The organism is Stenotrophomonas sp. ATs4 (assembly GCF_051861585.1).
GTDB lineage: Bacteria > Pseudomonadota > Gammaproteobacteria > Xanthomonadales > Xanthomonadaceae > Stenotrophomonas > Stenotrophomonas maltophilia_AS.
The window spans coordinates 122270-140253 of sequence record NZ_JBLYPK010000001.1 but is presented as its reverse complement, the minus strand read 5'-3'; the positions used below and the strand labels follow the sequence as shown (position 1 = coordinate 140253).

Genomic DNA, 17984 nt, shown 5'->3' with positions numbered 1-17984 from the left:
CCATCGGCCGGGTCGGATCTCTTTTTCCTTGGAAAAAGGGATCCCACCCCGGATCTCCAGCGCGTTGCGACAGCCATGCACCATACGCGTGCATACGCGCACGTACAGACGACACGGCATGTTCCCCCTTATCATGGCCCGCTTCGATTGCAACAAGCGGATGACCGCGTGACCGTATCCACCCTCGCTTTTGTCTTCCCCGGCCAGGGCTCGCAGTCTGTGGGCATGCTGGCTGAGCTGGCTGAACTGCACCCGCAGGTGCGTGAAGCCTTCACCGAGGCATCCGATGGTGCCGGCGTCGACCTGTGGGCGCTGTCCCAGGGTGGCCCGGAGGAAATGCTCAACCGTACCGAATACACCCAGCCGGCCCTGCTGGCTGCAAGCATCGGCGTGTGGCGCGCCTGGAACGCCGTGGGCGGTCCGCGCCCGTCGGTGCTGGCCGGTCACAGCCTGGGCGAGTACAGCGCGCTTGTCGCTGCTGGCGCGCTGAGCCTGCATGACGGTGCGCATCTGGTGCGCCTGCGCGGCCAGCTGATGCAGCAAGCGGCGCCGACCGGTGTCGGCGCCATGGCCGCCGTGCTTGGCGCCGAAGACCAGCTGGTGCTGGACGTCTGCGCTGAAGCCGCAGGCAGCCAGGTGGTGGTGCCGGCCAACTTCAATTCGCCGGGCCAGATCGTGATCGGCGGCGACGCCGATGCGGTCGACCGCGCGCTGGCGCTGCTGGCCGAAAAGGGCGTGCGCAAGGCAGTCAAGCTGGCGGTCAGCGTGCCGTCGCACACCCCGCTGATGCGTGAAGCCGCCAACCGCCTGGCCGAAGTGATGGCCGGCCTGTCCTGGCAGGCACCGCAGCTGCCGGTGGTGCAGAACGTCGATGCCAAGGTTCATGACGGCATCGACGCGATCCGCACCGCGCTGGTGCAGCAGCTGTACCAGCCGGTGCAGTGGACCGGGTGCGTGCAGGCGCTGGCTGGCCGTGGCGTCACCCAGATCGCCGAGTGCGGCCCGGGCAAGGTGCTGACCGGCCTGGTCAAGCGCATCGACAAGGCCATTGACGGCCGCTCGCTGGCCACCCCGGGCGACTTCGAAACCGCCCGCGAGACGTGGTCGGCCTGATTGCCCCTGTTCCTGCCGACCGCGCCGGTCGCCGCTGCAAGCGGCATGGGTGCGGCGGCCGTCCCAGCCTGAGGAAAACATCATGAGCAAGCCCCTGCAGGGTGAAATCGCACTGGTCACTGGTGCAAGCCGCGGCATTGGTGCCGCCATCGCCGATCTGCTGGCCGCCCAGGGCGCCACCGTCATCGGCACCGCCACCACCGAGTCCGGCGCTGCCGCGATCGGTGAGCGCCTGGCTGCCCACGGCGGTCACGGCCGTGCGTTGAACGTGACCGACGCCGCTGCGCTGGACAGCGTGCTGGACGGCATCGCCAAGGAATTCGGCCCGATCTCGATCCTGGTCAACAATGCCGGCATCACCCGCGACAACCTGCTGATGCGCATGAAGGATGAGGACTGGGCGTCGATCATCGACACCAACCTGACCAGCGTGTTCCGCACCAGCAAGGCGGTCATGCGCGGCATGATGAAGGCGCGCAAGGGCCGCATCATCAACATCGCTTCGGTGGTGGGCGTGACCGGCAATGCCGGCCAGGCCAACTACGCGGCCGCCAAGGCCGGCATCATCGGCTTCAGCAAGTCGCTGGCCAAGGAAATCGGTTCGCGCGGTGTCACCGTCAATGTGGTCGCTCCCGGCTTCATCGACACCGACATGACCAAGGCGTTGCCGGAAGAAGCGCGTACCGCGCTGATCAACGACATCGCCCTCGAACGCCTGGGCGCGCCGGAGGACATCGCGCATGCGGTGGCCTTCCTGGCCGGCCCGGCTGCCGGTTACATCACCGGTGAAACCCTCCATGTGAACGGTGGCATGTACATGCCGTAAGCAAGGGGCGCAGGGATTGCGCCGCAAGTGATTGATCTGCTGAGGTTTTTGCTGCGATGCAAGGCCGCGCTGGTTTCCACTACACTATCCCACGGCCATCGCCTTTGATGGCGACCACTTTTGAACCACAACTCCATCTGGAGCGAGATCCCATGAGCACCATCGAAGAACGCGTCAAGAAAATCGTCGTCGAACAGCTTGGCGTCAAGGAAGAAGAAGTCACCACCAGCGCATCGTTCGTCGATGACCTGGGTGCTGACTCGCTGGACACCGTCGAGCTGGTGATGGCGCTGGAAGAAGAATTCGAGTGCGAGATCCCGGACGAAGAAGCCGAGAAGATCAGCACCGTCCAGGCCGCCATCGACTACGTCAAGGCCCACGTCAAGGCCTGATGTCAGACGGCAGTGCGCGCGCGGGCTCCCGCTCGCCGCGCACCGCACCCCATGGGGCCGCTGTTGCGGCCCCGTGTGTTTGGGCATCACATCGAAGCAAACCGAGTTACCCGTAGAAATCATCCGGGTCAGGAGAAACAGCAATGAAGCGTCGCGTCGTCGTAACCGGCCTGGGTATCGTCTCGCCGTTGGGCAATGATCTGGCCAGCAGCTGGGAAGGCATCACCCATGGTCGTTCGGGCATCGGTCCGCTGACCAACGTTTCTGATGCCTACCTGGATCGGTTCACCACCAAGATTGCAGGTGAGGTCAAAGGCTTTGACATCACCGCCGACAACGAACTGTTCGGCAGATTCCGGGTCAGCGGCAAGGATGCCAAGAAGATGGACCCGTTCATCCATTACGGCCTCGGTGCCTCGTTCATGGCCCTGCATGATTCGGGCCTGGAGATCACCGAAGCCAATGCCGATCGCATGGGCGCCATCGTTGGCGCCGGCATCGGCGGCCTGCTCGGCATCGAGGAGCAGACCATCGAGTTCCACGAGGGCAAGAAGATCTCGCCCTTCTACGTGCCCAAGACCATCATCAACATGCTGCCGGGCCAGCTGAGCATCATCACCGGCCTGAAGGGCCCGTCGTTCTCGGCAGTGTCGGCGTGCGCGACCTCGAACCATTCGATCGGTACCGCCATGCGCATGATCCAGTACGGCGATGCCGACGTGATGGTGGTTGGCGGTGCCGAGCGTGGCTCGTCGCCGACCGCGGTGGGCGGCTTCTGCGCGATGAAGGCCATGAGCACTCGCAACGACGCTCCAGAACAGGCCTCGCGCCCGTGGGACAAGGACCGTGACGGCTTCGTGCTGGGCGACGGCGCCGGCATCCTGATCCTGGAAGAGTACGAGCACGCCAAGGCACGCGGCGCGAAGATCTATTGCGAACTGGCCGGCTTCGGTGCCAGCTCCGACGCGTACCACATGACTGCCCCCAGCGAGAACGGCGAAGGCGCCGCCCGCTGCATGGTCATGGCCATGAAGGACGCCGGCGTGACCCCGGAACAGGTGGGCTACCTCAACGCGCACGGCACCTCCACGCCGCTGGGCGACCTGGGTGAAACCATGGCGATGAAGACCGCCTTCGGCGACCACGCCTACAAGATGATGGTCAGCTCCACCAAGTCGATGACCGGCCACCTGCTGGGCGCTGCCGGCGGCGTGGAAGCGATCTTCTCGGTGATGGCGCTGCAGGACAACGTCATTCCGCCGACCATCAACCTGCAGCAGCCGGGCGAAGGCTGCGACCTGGACTACGTGCCCAACGAAGCGCGCCAGGCCAAGGTCGATGTGGTGATGTCCAATGGCTTCGGCTTTGGCGGCACCAACGGTACGTTGATCTTCAAGCGCATCTGATCTGTCCGTGGCGCCGGGCAATTGGCCGGCGTCGCTTGGTAGAGTCGAGCTTGCTCGACTCCGCCGTTGTGTAGAGTCGAGCCATGCTCGACTGAACGTGCAACCCAGTCGAGCATGGCTCGACTCTACATGCGAAGAAGCCGCCGCAAGGCGGCTTCCGTGCATCTGAACCCCGAACTGGCCGCCATGAACCACGCACCGCTGATCCACCCGCTGCCGCATCCGATCGACCTGCTGGCCCTGCAGCAGAACGACCCGGCGCGCTTCCCGCTGCTGATGGAATCCACTGCCTCGGGCACCGCCCAGGGCCGCTGGAGCCTGCTGCTGGCCGCGCAGGGCGATTGCCTGCGGCTGGATGCCGATGGCCGGGTGCGTGACCAGCATGACGCTGTACAGGCAGGCAGCTTCCTGCAGGTGCTGGATCGCGCCTGGCAGCACGAACGCCTGCCGCATGACGGCAGCCACAGCCTGCCGTTCCGCGGCGGCTGGGCGTTGATGCTGGACTACGAAGTGGCCAGCCAGATCGAACCGGTGCTGCCGGCGCGTGCGCGCGACGATGGTCGCCCGACCGCGCTGGCGCTGCGCTGCCCGGCGGCGGTGCTGCACGATCACCACAACGATGCCAGCTTCGTCATTGCCGAAGCCGGTGAGCAAGCGCTGCTGGATGCGCTGGTCGGCCTGGCCGCGCAGGTGCTGCCCGAAGCAGGGCAGGGCTGGCAGCCACCGCAGTTGGTGGGCGAGGACGCGCCGCAGCGTTTTACCGACGGCGTCCGTCGGGTGATCGAGTATCTGCGTGCCGGCGACGTGTTCCAGGTGAATCTGTCGCGACGCTGGAGCGCGCAGTTCGCTGCGCCGGTCAGCCCGCAGGCGCTGTACGCGCAGCTGCGCCGCGCCAACCCGGCGCCGTTCGCGGGCCTGTTCAGTGCGCACGGCCGCCACGTGGTCAGTTCCTCGCCGGAGCGGCTGGTGTCGGTGCATGCCGGGCATGCGCAGACGCGGCCGATTGCCGGTACGCGTCCACGTTTCGAGGGCGACGACGATGCCGCGCGCATCCAGGAACTGGTCGGCCACCCGAAGGAGCGCGCCGAGCACGTGATGCTGATCGACCTCGAACGCAACGACCTGGGTCGCATCTGCCTGCCCGGCACCGTGGTGGTCGATGAACTGATGACGGTGGAGAGCTATGCCCACGTGCACCACATCGTCAGCAATGTCAGTGGTCACCTGCGCCCGGAAATCACCCCCGGCGAGGTGATCGCCGCCACCTTCCCCGGCGGCACCATCACCGGCTGCCCCAAGGTACGCTGCATGCAGATCATCAGCGAGCTGGAGCAGACGCCGCGCGGCGCCTACACCGGTGCGTTCGGCTGGCTGAACCGCGATGGCGATCTGGACCTGAACATCCTGATCCGCACCGCCGAAGTGGATGGCCACGAGGTGAGCTTCCGTACCGGCGCCGGCATCGTGGTCGATTCGGACCCGGACAAGGAACTCGACGAGACCCGCGCCAAGGCCCGCGGCCTGCTGCGCGCGCTGGGCCAGCAGGGTTGACGGCAACCACCCCGCCGGGCATGGCCCGGCGGGGTGGTTGCCTCCATGGCCGGTTCATCCACGCATGGCGTGGATCTACTGGTGGGTGCCGACCGTTGGTCGGCACGGCCACAAACCCCGGTCATGACCCCAATCCATCGGCACGGTATCCTGCACGACGGAATCGAGTTCAGAGGTAGTCCATGGCGGGAGCCAAGCGCGGGTGTCTGTTCGTGGTAACGCTGGTGGTGGTGCTGGCCGCCGTCGTGGCCGGCGCGGGCGCGTGGTTCTTCTACCAGCAGACCCAGTTCGCTGACGCCCGGATAACCCCGTCCGCCGAGAGCGTGGTCATCGCCAGTGGCGATGGCATGAACACGGTGCTGCGAAAACTGCGCGATGCCGGCGTTGACGAGGGCCAGGACGCGCAGTGGCAGCTGCTGGCGCGCCAGCTCGATGCGGCCGGCAAACTGAAAGTGGGCGAGTACGCGCTCAGTGGCGAACTGACCCCCCGCGAGCTGCTGCTGCGCATGCGCGCCGGCAAGGTGCTGCAGCATCGCGTCACGATCATTGAAGGCTGGAACATCCGCCAGATGCGTGCCGCGCTCAAGCGCGCCGAGCCGCTGCAGCACACCACCGACACCCTCGATGACGCCGCGTTGATGCAGCGTCTTGGTTTCGGCGGACAGCATCCGGAAGGTCGGTTCCTGCCGGAGACCTACGTCTACCAGCGCGGCGACAGTGATCTGGATGTGCTCAAGCGCGCCCACGCTGCGATGGAGAAGGCGCTGGACGAAGCGTGGGAAAGCCGCGCGCCGGACCTGCCGATCAATACGCCGTACGAGCTGTTGACGCTGGCCTCGATCATCGAAAAGGAAACCGCGCTGGCCAGTGAACGTCCGCAGATTGCCGGTGTGTTCATGCGCCGGCTGAAGATCGGCATGCGCCTGCAGACCGACCCGACTGTGATCTATGGCATCGGCGCTGCGTATGACGGCAACATCCGCCGTCGCGACCTGACCACCGATACGCCCTACAACACCTATACCCGTGCCGGCCTGACCCCGACGCCGATCGCCATGCCCAGCCGCGACGCGCTGATGGCCACCGCGCAGCCGGCCGCCGGTGACGCGCTGTACTTCGTCGCCGTGGGCGATGGCAGTGGCGCGCACGTGTTCTCACCCAGCCTGGACCAGCACAACGCCGCCGTAGCCCGCTACCTGCAGCAGCTGCGCCAGCAACGTACCAAGGAGACCCCGGCGCAATGAGTCCCGCGCTGCTTCGCCATCCCCGTTTCGTCAGCCTGGAAGGTGGCGAAGGTGCGGGCAAGACCACCGCCATCAACGCCATCCGTGACTGCCTGCGCGGCCATGGCCACGAGGTGGTGCTGACCCGCGAACCGGGCGGTACGCCGCTGGCCGAGCGCATCCGCGGACTGGTGTTGAAGCCCGATGCCGAGATCGCCGCCGAACCGCTCAGCGCCGAAGCCGAGCTGCTGCTGGTGTTCGCCGCCCGCGCGCAGCATGTGGGCCAGGTGATCCAGCCGGCGCTGCAGCGCGGCGCCTATGTGCTGAGCGATCGCTTCACCGATTCCAGCTACGCTTATCAGGGCGGTGGCCGTGGCCTCGACCCGCAGTGGATTGCCGACCTGGAGCGCCGCGCCGTCGGCTTGCTGCCGGGCCTGACCCTGCTGCTGGATGTGGATGTGGCGGTAGGTCGTGCGCGCGCCAATGGCCGTGACCTGTGGCCGGATCGCATCGAGAGCGAGCAGGACGATTTCTTCCAGCGCGTGCGCGAAGTGTTCCGCATCCGCGCACAGCAGGACCCGCAGCGCTTCGCGCTGGTCGATGCCGGACAGGTGCAGGAGCGCGTGGCTGCTGATGTAGTCGCGCGTGTCGAGCGCTGGCTGCAGGACGGGGAGGGCGCATGAGCACGTTCTCGCCCTGGCAGCAGCGTGCGTTCGATCAGACCGTGGCGGCGCTCGATGCCGATCGCCTCGGCCATGGCCTGCTGATCTGCGGACCGGCCGGGCTGGGCAAGCGCGAGGTGGCGTTGGCACTGGCCGACCACGTGCTGGCGCGCGGCGATGCCACGCATGCCACGCGCACCCGCCAGCTGATTGCTGCCGGTACCCACCCGGACCTGCAGCTGGTCAGCTTCATTCCGAACAAGAGCGGCGACAAGCTGCGCACCGAGATCGTGATCGAGCAGGTGCGCGAGATCACCAACAAGCTGGCGCTGACCCCGCAGTACGGCGTGGCGCAGGTGGTGATTGTCGACCCGGCCGATGCGATCAACCGCTCGGCGGCCAACGCACTGCTGAAGACCCTGGAAGAGCCGCAGCCCGGCCGCTACCTGTGGCTGATCAGCAGCGACCCGGCGCGCCTGCCGCAGACCGTGCGCAGCCGATGCCAGCGCCTGGAATTCAAGCTGCCGCCGCGCGATGAAGCGATGGCCTGGCTGCAGCAGCAGGGCCACAGCGAAGCATCCGCACGCGAAGCGCTGGACGCGGCACGCGGCCATCCCGGACAGGCCGACAACTGGCTGCGCGAAGACGGCCTGAGCCTGCGCCGCGAGGTGGGCCGCGAGCTGGAACAGCTGGCGGCCGGCAAGACCGGTGCGGTGGAGCTGGCGCAGAAGTGGTGCGCTGATGACAACGCGGCGCTGCGCCTGCGCTTTGCCGCCGACCTGGCGCTGGCACAGGCCAGCACCGATGCCTTGACCACGCCGGAGCGATTGCACAAGCTTGCGGCCTGGTTCGATGCGGCCAACCGCACCCGCGACCTGCTGCGCACCACGGTGCGTGCAGACCTTGCGGTGGTCGAGTTGCTGCTGGCCTGGAACAAGGTGAACGAGCGGCCTGCCGCAAGGGGAAATCGATGAGTGCCAGCAACGCCCGCCAGGGCATCCTGTCCCTGGCCGTGAAGGACAAAGCCGCGCTGTACAGCGCGTACATGCCGTTCGTGAAGAATGGCGGCATCTTCGTGCCCACGCCCAAGCGCTACTTCCTGGGCGACGAGGTGTTCCTGCTGCTGACGCTGCCCGATTCCAGCGAGCGCCTGCCGGTGGCCGGCAAGGTGATCTGGGTGACCCCGGCCGGCGCACAGGGCAACCGCACCGCCGGCATCGGCGTGCAGCTGGCAGATGGTGCCGAAGGCGAAGGCGTACGCCACAAGATCGAGACGCTGCTGGCCGGCCTGACCAGTTCGGACAAGCCGACCCATACGATGTGATGGGGCTGCGGATCATTGCTCCTGGCAGCGCCGGGCCATGCCCGGCGGATACCCCGGAAATCCCCGTGAACACATATGTGAAAACCTGTTGACGGTCTCTGAAAAGACCCTATAATGAGCGGCTCAGCAACACCGGGCGGTTAGCTCAGCGGTAGAGCATTGCCTTCACACGGCAAGGGTCACAGGTTCGATCCCTGTACCGCCCACCATGTTGCAGAACGAAGAAAGCCTCCAGAAATGGGGGCTTTTTTGTTGCTCGGGACCCGTCCTGGTCATCACCGGTGCGGAGCGCATCGAGGCCGGAGAGGAACGTCTGCTGCGATGACGATGGTTGCCGCTCTTCCTGCGCACCATGCGCTGTCCCGCCACCCCAGGCAGGCGTAGTCTCAGCCCATTGCTGTGCCCATCCACTCTGGAGTGCCACCATGCCGCTCGCCCGCATCGATCTTCGCAAAGGTAAATCCGCCGACTACCTGCAACGCGTCGGCGAAACCATCTACCAGGCCATGCGCGCGGTGGGCGTGCCGGAGAACGATCGCTTCCAGATCTTCCAGGAGCACGAGCCTGGCGCGCTGATCTACGACCCCGGCTACCTGGGCGTGGACCGCACCGACGACTTCATCTGCATCCAGATCACCTGGAATGAAGGACGCACGCTGGAGCAGAAGAAGGCGCTGTACCTGGGCATCGCCGATGGCCTGCACGCGGCGGTGGGCATCCGCCGCGAGGATGTGTTCATCAATCTGGTGGAAGTGAAGAAAGAGAACTGGTCGTTTGGTAACGGTCAGGCGCAGTACGTGAGTTGATGCGCGGAGAGCATCCGCGCATGGCGTGGATCTACTGCGAGCCCGGCAGGGGCTGAGAGGCCAATCCACGCATGGCGTGGATCTACACTTCGCTGCCCACCTGCGGGGTCTGCTTGACCGCGGCGCTGCTGGCGGCCTTCACCGCGTCGGCGCTGTTGGGCTGTTCGCACTCGATGCTGGTGCGGTAGCCGTCGTTGCCGATGTTGTGCTCGGCGCGCTTGACCAGCCACTGCCCATCCACGCCATCGCGGAAGCCCTGCATCACCACCGTGGCTTCGGCCATCAACGTCTCACGGCCGGGCAGGCTGTAGCTGAGCGTACGCGTTTGCCGGGCCTGCTCCTGGTGTTTGGCGCGGGCTGCGGCTTCGGCGGTGGCGCGGTCGGCATAGGCCATGCGCAGGCGAACGATCGGTTCACCGCTGCCCACCTTCACTTCCTGGCGCTTGGCACCGCGTACATCGCGGTAATAGGCGATGGTGGTGCCGGTCTTCTCGCGTGAGGCGATGGTCACCTTGTAGGCGCTGCCATCGGCAGGGGTAAGGGTGACGTCGGGAATGCGCTCGCCGCTGGCACTGGTGGATTCGCCTCGTTTGACGAACAGCAGGTGCCCACCGCCCGGCTTCGCGATGGCGTCGTGCTGTTTGGCCAGGCGCAGCAGCAGGTTCATGTCCGATTCCTGCGACTGCGCCGTCAGCGGTAGCACGATCGATGCCAGGGCTGCACTCACCGCAGCGGTCAGTCCATGTTCGGCAGCCATCCGCGTGACCATCCCGCCGATCGTCGTGCCCTTTTTCCAGGTGCGCGTTTTCTGCGTCTGCAGATCGTTCTTGCCGCCTTTGCTTGTTTCGAAGGGCGACGCGTGTGCGCGCAGGGTCATGCTGCCCGGGTAGCCGGAAATCTCCACCTCATTGCAGACGTACAGGCCCATGCGCCGCACTTCGCCGTCATAGCCGATGAAGGCTTCCAGCTCCGCGCCCGCAGGCGGCAGCTGGATCGGGTCGGATGGGTCATGGTCGGCCAACTGCAGTTCCAGCATGTCAGCGCTGGTGCCGGTCTCGTCAGTGATGCGCAGCGACTTGAAGCGCGACATGATCTTGTCAGTGATGTCTTCGCTGTTGGCCACCAGGCGGAACGCCGGTGCGATGCCTAGTCCCACAGTGCGACTCCCTTGCGTTCAGTGGCCGGACGCTGAACGTCGGGCAGGATGAGGGTGACCCCGGCCGGCAGTACTGCGCCGCGACCGGCCAGGCCGGGGTTTGCATCCAGTACCGCACGCACGATCGATGGTGACTGCTCGCCATAGTGCGAGTACGCGATGCGGTCGACGACGTCGCCGTCGCGGGTGTTATACGTTCGTGCCATGGCTGTGCTTCCGCAGGGAAAGGGTGAAGGTCTGCTGGCGTATTTCGCCATCGGCGGTGAAGTGCTTGCTGGTGGCTTCGACCTTGTCGATCACCCACAGGCCGAGGTTGCCGCCACGGCCGGTCAGCAGCCGCTGTGGCGCGCCCTGTGCGGCCAGCCTGCGCAGCTCCGACATCTGGTTGCCCTTGCCGCGGAACTCGTGATTCAACACCCCTGGCAGTGTCATGGTGGCCTGGCCTGGACCGATGTACTGCAGGGCGGCCAACTGGCCCACACGCTCCTGGGCCTGCCAACGGAACTCGTTGGATTGCTGGATCTCCTGGAACACCGCGGTGTTGAGGCTGAACTTGAAGCCGCCCAGCATCAGCAGCACGGGCGCGTTGCCTGAGTCGTTGCTCTGGAAACCAGGCAGCAGCTTGTCGAGGGTTGCGGTTACGAACTCGCGCTTCATGCTTAGTTCCTGTCTCCGAGGGTGGCGCGGGCCTGCACGGCCTGTTGGTGCTGCAGTGCATTGGCGGTACGCCGCGCCAGGGCTTCGCTGGATTCCCCGGGCTGCTGGTGGATGGTGATGTTGTTGGTCTGTTGCTGCTGCACGGTCGTGGGCATGGGTGGGGCGCCCGAGGGCATCGACGGCGCCTGTCGCCCTTGCTGTGCGCTGCCGAGGTCGGCCATGCGCCGCTTCAGGCCATCACCGTCGTTGCTGCCTACCGCGTAGGCGACACGTGCCATGTCACCGATGCCGCCGCCGCCGTTGGCGGCCATGGAGCCATACACGGCCTTGCCCACGTTTGCGCGGTCAAGGGCGATACCGGCGCCTTCGACGGCCTTGTCCTTGAGGAAGCCAAGGCCACCGCCCACTTTGTCTGCCACCCAGCTGATGCCGTCCAGCAACGGCTGCAGCTTGCCCATGATCCAATCGATGGCCGCGCCTGCCGATGCCATGATCGCGTCCCAGGCACCGCCCAACGTGACGGTGATCCAGCCGGCAGCCATGCCCAGCATTTCGCCCAGCCAGACAACGGTCTGCACCACGCCCCCGATGACCTGGATGACCATGCGGAAGTTGGTCAGCAGGGCCTCACCCACCAGCGAGCCGATCTCGGCCACGCGCGAAAGCTCGTTGCCGGTGTACTGCGCCGGCTCCAGCATCCTGGACAGCCAGTCCCAGGCCTGTCCGATCAGCCCGCTCATGACTTCCCATGCCGGACGCAGCGGTTCGACGGCACGCATCAGTTCGCCCATGGCAGCGGTACCTGCGCCGCTGAGACCTTCCCAGACGCCACCGAGGAAGGCCTTGATGGGCTCCCAGTACTTGCGCACCAGCAGTGCACCGGCGGTGATGGCTGCAATGGCCAGCGTGATCGGTCCTCCGCCGATGGCACCGACAGCAGTGGCGACCACGCGGAAGCCGGACGCCAGGCGCATGGCGGTCGGTCCGAACTGCCCCAGCTGGGCCAGCAGGCTGCCGCCGCGGAACAGTTCGAAGGCTTTCTGCACGGCCAGGATCGGGCCCTGCAGGAAGGTCCAGGCATAGCGCACGCCGAGCACAGCGGTGCGCATGCCCATCATGCCAACCACGACCTGGGTGGTGTTGGCGATCAGCTTGGGATTCTCCTGCACGAACGAGGTCACCCCGTTCAGCAGCTCGGTCAGCTTCACCGCCGCTTCGCCGACCGCGGGCAGCAGGGCGGTACCGAAGGCTTTGGACAGATTGTCGACGGCGATCTTCGCGCCTTCGATCTTTTCCGGATCGCTTTGGATTTTTGCTGCAAAGCCGGCATCGGTGGTGCCTGACGACGCGTACAGGGCCTTGTCGCGGATCCGGGTGTATTCCTCCCAGTTCTGGATCATCGGGCGCACGAAGTTCTGCGCCTGTGCATCACCGAACAGCTTGCCGATCTTTGCCTGGTCGCCCGAGGTGGCCTGGATGATGCCCTGCATCGCTGCATCGAACGGATTGCCGCCGGTGGTCTGCGCCTCGTTGATGATCCTGCGCAGGTCCAGCTTGAAGCCCTTCCTGGCCCTGGCCTGCAGGTCCGGCGAGAGGATGCTGGCCATGAAGCGCTGCATGTTGCCAGCCGCTTCGTCGGCACCACCGGCGCCCTGGCGGGCGACATCCAGCGCCGCACCCATGGTGGCCGCGGCTGCATTGCCATGCATCTGCAGCGACTGGAACGCGCTGCCAAGCACCGGCAGCGCGCCTGCCATGTCCTTCAGGCCGACGCCGCCATCCTTGCCGGCCACGACCAGTACGTCCAACGCTGACTGCAGGCCACTGGGGTCGATCTTCAGCGCCTGCTGCAGGCCGGACGCGGCCAGGGTCACGTCGTCGATGCTCTCGCCGGTGGCGGTGGTGGTGCGGCCGATCGCGCCGAGGCTGGCCTGTGCGGCCTGCGCGTCGATGCCGGCGCCAACCAGTTGGCTGATCGCGCGCTGCAGTTCACCGGCGCCCTGATAGGTGCGTCCGGATTCGGCCAGGATGGTCTCGCCCAGTGCCTTGACCTGGGAGCGGGTCAGGTTGGCGGCGTTGCCGATGGCCTGGTTCTCGCGTACGAAGCCGGCGGCGTTCTCCACCGGCTTGGCCAACGTGGTGATGGCATTGCCGAGCATGCCACGGGCATCGCCGAATGCCGATCCGAGCTTTTCACGCTTCTCGAGATTGGCCGTGCGCTTGTCTTCGATGCGTTGCAGTGCTTCCTGCGAGGCGCGCAGCGCGTCGGCTTCGATGCGCATGCGGGCGAACTGGCTGCTCGACCTGCCCATGAGGTTGAGCTTGCGCTCGAGCTTGTCCGCTTCATCGCCAAGACGCCTCAGGCCATCGTTGCTGAAGGACAGCGCGTCCTGCAGCGACTTGGAGACCGAGCCGCCGATCGTGATCGTTGTCGTTTGAACGTTACTCGCCATGTACCGGCAATCCCTGTATCCACCAGATGAACTTCGACACCCGCAGCGTCATGATCTCGCCCAGTCCCCAGCCGGTATGCCCGGCCAGGGCGAGCGCTCCCTGCCTGATCTGCGGCAGGGTCAGGTGGTAAAAAGCGCGACACCGGCCTGCAGGCGGGCGTAGTCACGCAGCGGCATCTTGCGCACGTCGTCGGGCGCGATCTCGCACAGGTTGGCGATCATGCGGACTTCGCGCTGGGCATCGGTGCCCTTGTCGTCCTGGTAGCGCTCCATGTCTTCCACGGTCGGCTCGCGCATGCGCAGCACGGCAGTGTCCACGCCATTGACCTGGCGCGGGCGGGAGAGGGTGATTTCGGCATAGCCGTCGCGCTCGATGACGGTGTCGGTGCTGGTCTTGGTCTTGCTGGACATGGATGTGTTCCTGGATATCGATGGAGTGCGGTGGATGCGGGGGCGCGATGCGCCCCCGTGTACTTCAGTGCGATGCGGGCTCAGATGCCCAGCGCACCGCGGATGCCGGCCAGTGCGTCCACGCCGCCCTGGCGGGCGATCATGTTGGTCACGTCGATCTCCTGCACCACCTGCGCGCCATGGGTCAGCTTGTAGTAGCTCAGCGCCAGGCCGACCTTGACCGTGCCCTTCTCACCGACCTTGGTCTCGCCGCGGTCCAGCGACTTCACCTTGCCGCGCATGTTGTGCACGACCTGGGAGACCGTGCCGTCGTCCGCTTCCAGTGCTTCGCGGGCGGTGAAGCCGTATTCCTTGCTTTCGATGACGTGGAACTTGGACATGATCTCCGCGTCATCGGAAGCGAAGGTCACTTCGGCGGTCAGCTTTTCGTGGCCGAGTACGATCTCGGTCGGGGCGAGCATGCCACCGGCCTGGAAGTCCTCGGTCTTCAGCGTCAGCTTGGGGGCGGTGAAGGAGACCACGCTGCCGGCATAGCCCTTGCCGTCGACGTAGAAGTTGAAGTTCTTGCGGATCTTGCGCGCCATGCTTAGAAGATCTCCGAGACGTAGTTGTTGTTCATGTGCATGCGGAAGGTCAGCTGCTCACCCGGGTAGGTCGGGGTGAAGTCGAAGTCCCAGTAGAAGCGGCCCTGGGCCACGCTGTCCGCTGCGTTCAGGTCGGGGTCGACCCAGCAGTTGCCGCCGAGGATCGCGCCCTGGGTCTTCAGGCCGCGCAGGAAGGCATTGACGCCCTCGCGCACGTCATCGACGTAGGTCTTGCTGATGCCGCGGTCAACGGCCCACAGATGGGCGGCCTCGAGGCTGTCGGCGATGATGTCGGCGGTGCGCACCACGCACAGGAACTGCCACTTGGCATCGATGCTGGCGGTGCGGTTGCCCCACAGGCGGAAGCCACCTTCACGGATGATGGTTGCCACGTTCGACTGGTTCAGCAGGTTGGCGCGGCTGGTTGCATCGGACAGCCCGAAGTCGATCGCACGTGCGGTACCGACCACACCGTTGAGCTCCAGGTTCGACGGCGATGCCCACCAGCCACGTTCGTTGTCGCTGCGGGCGATGGCGCCGGCCACGGCACCCGAGGCGTAGCGGGTGATGATGGCATCACCGGACTGCACCAGCAGTGCCGGGTCGACCACGTAGACACGCTTGGAGCCGGTCAGGGTGGTGGTGCTCTTGGCCGCCTCGTCGTTGCTGTTCGGGCCGTCCTTGATGATCACCGCGCGCAGCTTGTCGGCGATACCCAGCAGTTCGGCCACGACCGGGTTGGCCAGCAGCTCTGTGTCGCGCTTTTCGTGGGTGTGGGTGAAGCCCGGTACCGCCAGGATGCGCGGCTTGATGCCGACCACCGACTTGGCAGCCAGCAGCGCGTGCACGCCGGTGTAGGCACCGGTCTGCGCATTCACGCCGCCCAGCACGTTGGCCAGGGTGTCGTTCTCGGTGGCGCCCTTCTCGACGCGGACGACGACGACGACGGCGTTGGACTGGTCGAAGATGGCGTCGAGCTGGCCCGGGAGGGTGCCCTCATCGACTTCGGTTGCGGCGTTGGCGAGCAGCTTGGCTGCCTGCGAACGCGAGGTCACCAGGACCGGAGTGTTGTACGGGAAGGCGGTCTTGTCGGCGCGGGGCGCGGTGCCCACGATGCCGATGACGCTGGTCGAGGCAACAGCGATCGAGCGGGAACCACCATCGATGTTGACGACCTGCACGCCATGCAGAAATTCGGCCATGCGTTGTTTTTTCCTTGGTTGGGTGGGTGCTGCGGTCGCGAGCTGCGCCGCATGGGTACATGTTCGTATCTGGCCACGGCTGGATTAATTGCAGCCGTGGCCCGGCATCACGGTTGCGGCAGCGTGGGCACTTCGGGTTCGGGTGCAGCGACCATCACCCAGGCAGTGCTGGCTTCGTCGAAGGTGACCGGGTAGCTGCGGTCGCCGGGCGGCGCAAGATCGGTGACCGTGGCCGGTAGTGCTACGCCGCGAGGTACGGGAGTGGCGAAGCTGGCATCGCGCTTGTTCCACAGGGGACGCGCGCTGTAGTCCGGCAGCAGGGCCCATTCGAGGCGGCTGGCATTCCACGCGTTGTATTGCGCCGTGGTGCCATCCAGCTTGAACGGTTCCGACAGGGTCACGTCCTTCGGCAAGGGCTGGCCGAGCGCGAGGCGATTCGGTACCGCCGTTGCCGTGCGCGTGTCCCACAGCATGCAGTTGCGGAAATCGGCCACCGTTTCCCAGCGTGAGCCGTCGTCGGCCAGGCGCAGTGCCTGGTACTCGCCTGCAGGTTGGCGGGGGGCGACGTCCACGGTGAAGTCGGGCAGGTTCCATGCACCATCGGGCGAGGGCTGCAGGCGGACCTTGCCCATGTAGGCGCGGGTGTCGGGATCGTAGGAGTGCGCGAAGCGCGGTTCAGTAGGCAAGCTCATGTCCTCAGTACGCGATGCAATAGATCATCCGCAGGCCGGCAGGCAGGTTGCGGTCGCCACCGGTGTTCTCCACCACGATGGCGTGGGTGTGTGCACCGGCGTCGGCGGCCGAAGCGGCATGGCCGTGGTCCCCGACCTGGGCGATGGAAATGGTGTGCGAGTGGGCGCCAGCGCCATTCATGCCGATGTTGTGGCCGTGCGCGCCCGCGCCGTCGGTAGTGAAACTGTGTGCATGGCCACCGGCCGGGCTGGTGTACGGCCAGGGGTTGTCGTAGTCCAGGTTGCCGCGCGAACCCATGTGGTTGTTGTAGTCGGCGCCCCACGGGTAAGTGGTACCCGATTCCGCGAACGCGGTGAGATGCTGGTGATCGCCCACCCAGGAGGTGCCACCGGTATGCCCGTGGTGACCCTGCGAATCGGTCCACGCACCATGCGCGTGGTCGCCCACGGCACTGGCACTGGCGCCGTGGGAGTGCGCGCCGCCTGCGCCGACGGAGATGGCGTGGCTATGGTTGCCTGCTGTTGCCGCGCTGGCGCCATGGGCATGGCGGATCACCTCGCCCTGGGTGAAGCTGCCGACCGCGTCCGGGTTCAGCGTGTGGGTGACCACCGTGCCTTCCAGCATTGCCGGAAGGTTGAAGGTGGTTGCACCATCACCGGCACCGTAGCGGGTACCGATGGCTGCAAACAGTGCCGGATAGCTGGCACGCAGCACGGCGGCGCCGTTGCACAGCAGCATGCCGTTGGGTGCGGTGGCGCCGGCGAACAGGATCACCTGGCCAGGCACGTGCACGCTGGATGGCACGCCGGTCATGTTGCGCCAGTCCAGGTAGTGGGTGCCGTGGCGGCCATCGAGCAGGTCGGCGTCCAGGCCCTTGTCGGCGCCCTCATCCTTCAATGCGGCCGATTTCAGGCCCAATGCGGAACGGAACGCAGCATCGGTGGCGATCGACAACAACGTGCGCACGAACTGGGTCGGTGCGCTGGCGCCGAAGCGCTTGTCGATGAACGCACGCAGGCCACGCGGGGTGACTGCACGTTGCGTGTCGGCACCGTCCTCGGTTTCGGTGGGGGTGGCCAGTTCGACCACGCCCTGCACCTCGGTGGTGGACGGCGGGTAGATGAACTCGGCATTGCCGAACTCGATCAGCGCGGTATCGACTTCACTGAAGCGGGTATCGGTGGAGAGCAGCAGCATCGAGGCCGCGGTCTTCTCCATGATCGGATCGGCCTGGCCGAAGGTTGCGAACAGCGTGCCGTCGCCCAGGTAGAGGCCGAAGCCCCGCAGGCTGTAGGCCGCTGCGCTGTCGTCGCGGATGGTTACGTGCAGCGTGTCATCGCCCACGGCCTTGCCGCCGAAGGTCGAGACACGCTTGATCTCGCCGGGCAGCGTGGTCTGCCCGGCCGACGGTGTGAACGCCGTGGAGGTCAGGCCGATCTCGGTGATCAGTACGGCACTGGTGCCGGTATTGGGTGGGTTGACCAGCCTGGCGAAGCCGGCGTCGGTGATTTTCAAGCGCATGCGG

19 protein-coding genes and 1 tRNA gene are annotated in these 17984 nt (G+C 66.1%); 11 read left to right on the top strand and 9 right to left on the bottom strand.

Annotated elements, in window-relative coordinates:
* The first annotated feature begins 168 nt into the window (after positions 1-168).
* The 11 genes from fabD to ABR323_RS00690 all read left to right on the top strand — a co-directional run bounded on the left by fabD (position 169) and on the right by ABR323_RS00690 (position 9303).
* Positions 169-1113 carry an ACP S-malonyltransferase gene (gene fabD / locus ABR323_RS00740; RefSeq protein WP_439447871.1) on the top strand — a complete coding sequence of 315 codons (945 nt, stop codon included), beginning with the start codon at positions 169-171 and terminating at the stop codon, positions 1111-1113.
* Positions 1114-1195: 82 nt separating this feature from the next.
* Entirely contained in the window at positions 1196-1939 is a 744-nt protein-coding gene (gene fabG / locus ABR323_RS00735; protein WP_135272521.1) for a 3-oxoacyl-ACP reductase FabG, read from the top strand.
* Positions 1940-2091: 152 nt separating this feature from the next.
* Entirely contained in the window at positions 2092-2331 is a 240-nt protein-coding gene (acpP, locus tag ABR323_RS00730) for an acyl carrier protein (RefSeq protein ID WP_012510218.1), read from the top strand.
* A gap of 143 nt (positions 2332-2474) precedes the next feature.
* Entirely contained in the window at positions 2475-3737 is a 1263-nt protein-coding gene (gene fabF, locus ABR323_RS00725) for a beta-ketoacyl-ACP synthase II (RefSeq protein ID WP_439447870.1), read from the top strand.
* A gap of 186 nt (positions 3738-3923) precedes the next feature.
* Positions 3924-5288 carry an aminodeoxychorismate synthase component I gene (locus tag ABR323_RS00720; protein ID WP_439448164.1) on the top strand — a complete coding sequence of 455 codons (1365 nt, stop codon included), beginning with the start codon at positions 3924-3926 and terminating at the stop codon, positions 5286-5288.
* A 182-nt stretch (positions 5289-5470) separates the two neighbouring features.
* Complete coding sequence (gene mltG, locus ABR323_RS00715; RefSeq protein WP_439447869.1) at positions 5471-6532, top strand: endolytic transglycosylase MltG; 1062 nt, start codon at positions 5471-5473, stop codon at positions 6530-6532.
* A complete protein-coding gene (tmk, locus tag ABR323_RS00710) occupies positions 6529-7194 on the top strand; it encodes a dTMP kinase (RefSeq protein ID WP_439447868.1) in 666 nt (221 codons plus the stop codon). The genes mltG and tmk overlap by 4 nt, the downstream gene beginning before the upstream one ends.
* Positions 7191-8147, top strand: coding sequence for a DNA polymerase III subunit delta' (locus ABR323_RS00705; RefSeq protein ID WP_135272525.1), 957 nt, complete (start codon positions 7191-7193; stop codon positions 8145-8147). The genes tmk and ABR323_RS00705 overlap by 4 nt, the downstream gene beginning before the upstream one ends.
* On the top strand, positions 8144-8497 hold the full coding sequence (locus ABR323_RS00700; RefSeq protein WP_004146965.1) for a PilZ domain-containing protein: 354 nt from the start codon (positions 8144-8146) through the stop codon (positions 8495-8497). The genes ABR323_RS00705 and ABR323_RS00700 overlap by 4 nt, the downstream gene beginning before the upstream one ends.
* A 134-nt stretch (positions 8498-8631) precedes the next feature.
* A tRNA-Val gene (locus tag ABR323_RS00695) sits at positions 8632-8706 on the top strand.
* A 216-nt stretch (positions 8707-8922) separates the two neighbouring features.
* On the top strand, positions 8923-9303 hold the full coding sequence (locus ABR323_RS00690; RefSeq protein WP_135272530.1) for a tautomerase family protein: 381 nt from the start codon (positions 8923-8925) through the stop codon (positions 9301-9303).
* An 82-nt stretch (positions 9304-9385) separates the two neighbouring features.
* On the opposite strand, the gene ABR323_RS00685 is transcribed toward ABR323_RS00690, so the two are convergent.
* The 9 genes from ABR323_RS00685 to ABR323_RS00645 all read right to left on the bottom strand — a co-directional run bounded on the left by ABR323_RS00685 (position 9386) and on the right by ABR323_RS00645 (position 17980).
* Positions 9386-10459: a phage late control D family protein gene (locus ABR323_RS00685; RefSeq protein WP_439447867.1), complete on the bottom strand. Its 1074-nt coding sequence runs from the start codon at positions 10457-10459 to the stop codon at positions 9386-9388.
* Positions 10450-10665 carry a tail protein X gene (locus ABR323_RS00680; RefSeq protein WP_135272532.1) on the bottom strand — a complete coding sequence of 72 codons (216 nt, stop codon included), beginning with the start codon at positions 10663-10665 and terminating at the stop codon, positions 10450-10452. Before ABR323_RS00680 ends, ABR323_RS00685 begins: the two co-directional genes overlap by 10 nt.
* Positions 10649-11116 carry a phage tail protein gene (locus tag ABR323_RS00675; RefSeq protein WP_135272533.1) on the bottom strand — a complete coding sequence of 156 codons (468 nt, stop codon included), beginning with the start codon at positions 11114-11116 and terminating at the stop codon, positions 10649-10651. Before ABR323_RS00675 ends, ABR323_RS00680 begins: the two co-directional genes overlap by 17 nt.
* A gap of 2 nt (positions 11117-11118) precedes the next feature.
* Entirely contained in the window at positions 11119-13569 is a 2451-nt protein-coding gene (locus ABR323_RS00670) for a phage tail tape measure protein (protein WP_439447866.1), read from the bottom strand.
* A gap of 120 nt (positions 13570-13689) precedes the next feature.
* The gene (locus ABR323_RS00665) at positions 13690-13980 is read right to left on the bottom strand and encodes a phage tail assembly protein (protein ID WP_312786207.1); all 291 of its coding nucleotides are present in this window, start codon (positions 13978-13980) and stop codon (positions 13690-13692) included.
* 80 nt (positions 13981-14060) lie between these two features.
* Entirely contained in the window at positions 14061-14564 is a 504-nt protein-coding gene (locus ABR323_RS00660) for a phage major tail tube protein (protein ID WP_135272536.1), read from the bottom strand.
* A gap of 2 nt (positions 14565-14566) precedes the next feature.
* Positions 14567-15766 carry a phage tail sheath C-terminal domain-containing protein gene (locus ABR323_RS00655; protein ID WP_135272537.1) on the bottom strand — a complete coding sequence of 400 codons (1200 nt, stop codon included), beginning with the start codon at positions 15764-15766 and terminating at the stop codon, positions 14567-14569.
* A gap of 107 nt (positions 15767-15873) precedes the next feature.
* Positions 15874-16458, bottom strand: a complete 585-nt coding sequence (locus ABR323_RS00650) for a hypothetical protein (RefSeq protein WP_439447865.1) — start codon at positions 16456-16458, stop codon at positions 15874-15876.
* Between the two features lie 4 nt (positions 16459-16462).
* Positions 16463-17980, bottom strand: coding sequence for a tail fiber protein (locus ABR323_RS00645; RefSeq protein WP_439447864.1), 1518 nt, complete (start codon positions 17978-17980; stop codon positions 16463-16465).
* Positions 17981-17984: the final 4 nt, after the last annotated feature.

Coding starts and splice junctions, on each gene's coding strand:
- ABR323_RS00645 (WP_439447864.1), bottom strand. CDS start 17,980: ATGCGCTTGAAAATCACCGACGCCGGCTTCGCCAGGCTGGTCAACCCA.
- fabF (WP_439447870.1), top strand. CDS start 2,475: ATGAAGCGTCGCGTCGTCGTAACCGGCCTGGGTATCGTCTCGCCGTTG.
- ABR323_RS00690 (WP_135272530.1), top strand. CDS start 8,923: ATGCCGCTCGCCCGCATCGATCTTCGCAAAGGTAAATCCGCCGACTAC.
- acpP (WP_012510218.1), top strand. CDS start 2,092: ATGAGCACCATCGAAGAACGCGTCAAGAAAATCGTCGTCGAACAGCTT.
- ABR323_RS00675 (WP_135272533.1), bottom strand. CDS start 11,116: ATGAAGCGCGAGTTCGTAACCGCAACCCTCGACAAGCTGCTGCCTGGT.
- ABR323_RS00680 (WP_135272532.1), bottom strand. CDS start 10,665: ATGGCACGAACGTATAACACCCGCGACGGCGACGTCGTCGACCGCATC.
- mltG (WP_439447869.1), top strand. CDS start 5,471: ATGGCGGGAGCCAAGCGCGGGTGTCTGTTCGTGGTAACGCTGGTGGTG.
- fabG (WP_135272521.1), top strand. CDS start 1,196: ATGAGCAAGCCCCTGCAGGGTGAAATCGCACTGGTCACTGGTGCAAGC.
- ABR323_RS00650 (WP_439447865.1), bottom strand. CDS start 16,458: ATGAGCTTGCCTACTGAACCGCGCTTCGCGCACTCCTACGATCCCGAC.
- tmk (WP_439447868.1), top strand. CDS start 6,529: ATGAGTCCCGCGCTGCTTCGCCATCCCCGTTTCGTCAGCCTGGAAGGT.
- ABR323_RS00660 (WP_135272536.1), bottom strand. CDS start 14,564: ATGGCGCGCAAGATCCGCAAGAACTTCAACTTCTACGTCGACGGCAAG.
- ABR323_RS00665 (WP_312786207.1), bottom strand. CDS start 13,980: ATGTCCAGCAAGACCAAGACCAGCACCGACACCGTCATCGAGCGCGAC.
- ABR323_RS00720 (WP_439448164.1), top strand. CDS start 3,924: ATGAACCACGCACCGCTGATCCACCCGCTGCCGCATCCGATCGACCTG.
- ABR323_RS00700 (WP_004146965.1), top strand. CDS start 8,144: ATGAGTGCCAGCAACGCCCGCCAGGGCATCCTGTCCCTGGCCGTGAAG.
- ABR323_RS00670 (WP_439447866.1), bottom strand. CDS start 13,569: ATGGCGAGTAACGTTCAAACGACAACGATCACGATCGGCGGCTCGGTC.
- ABR323_RS00705 (WP_135272525.1), top strand. CDS start 7,191: ATGAGCACGTTCTCGCCCTGGCAGCAGCGTGCGTTCGATCAGACCGTG.
- ABR323_RS00655 (WP_135272537.1), bottom strand. CDS start 15,766: ATGGCCGAATTTCTGCATGGCGTGCAGGTCGTCAACATCGATGGTGGT.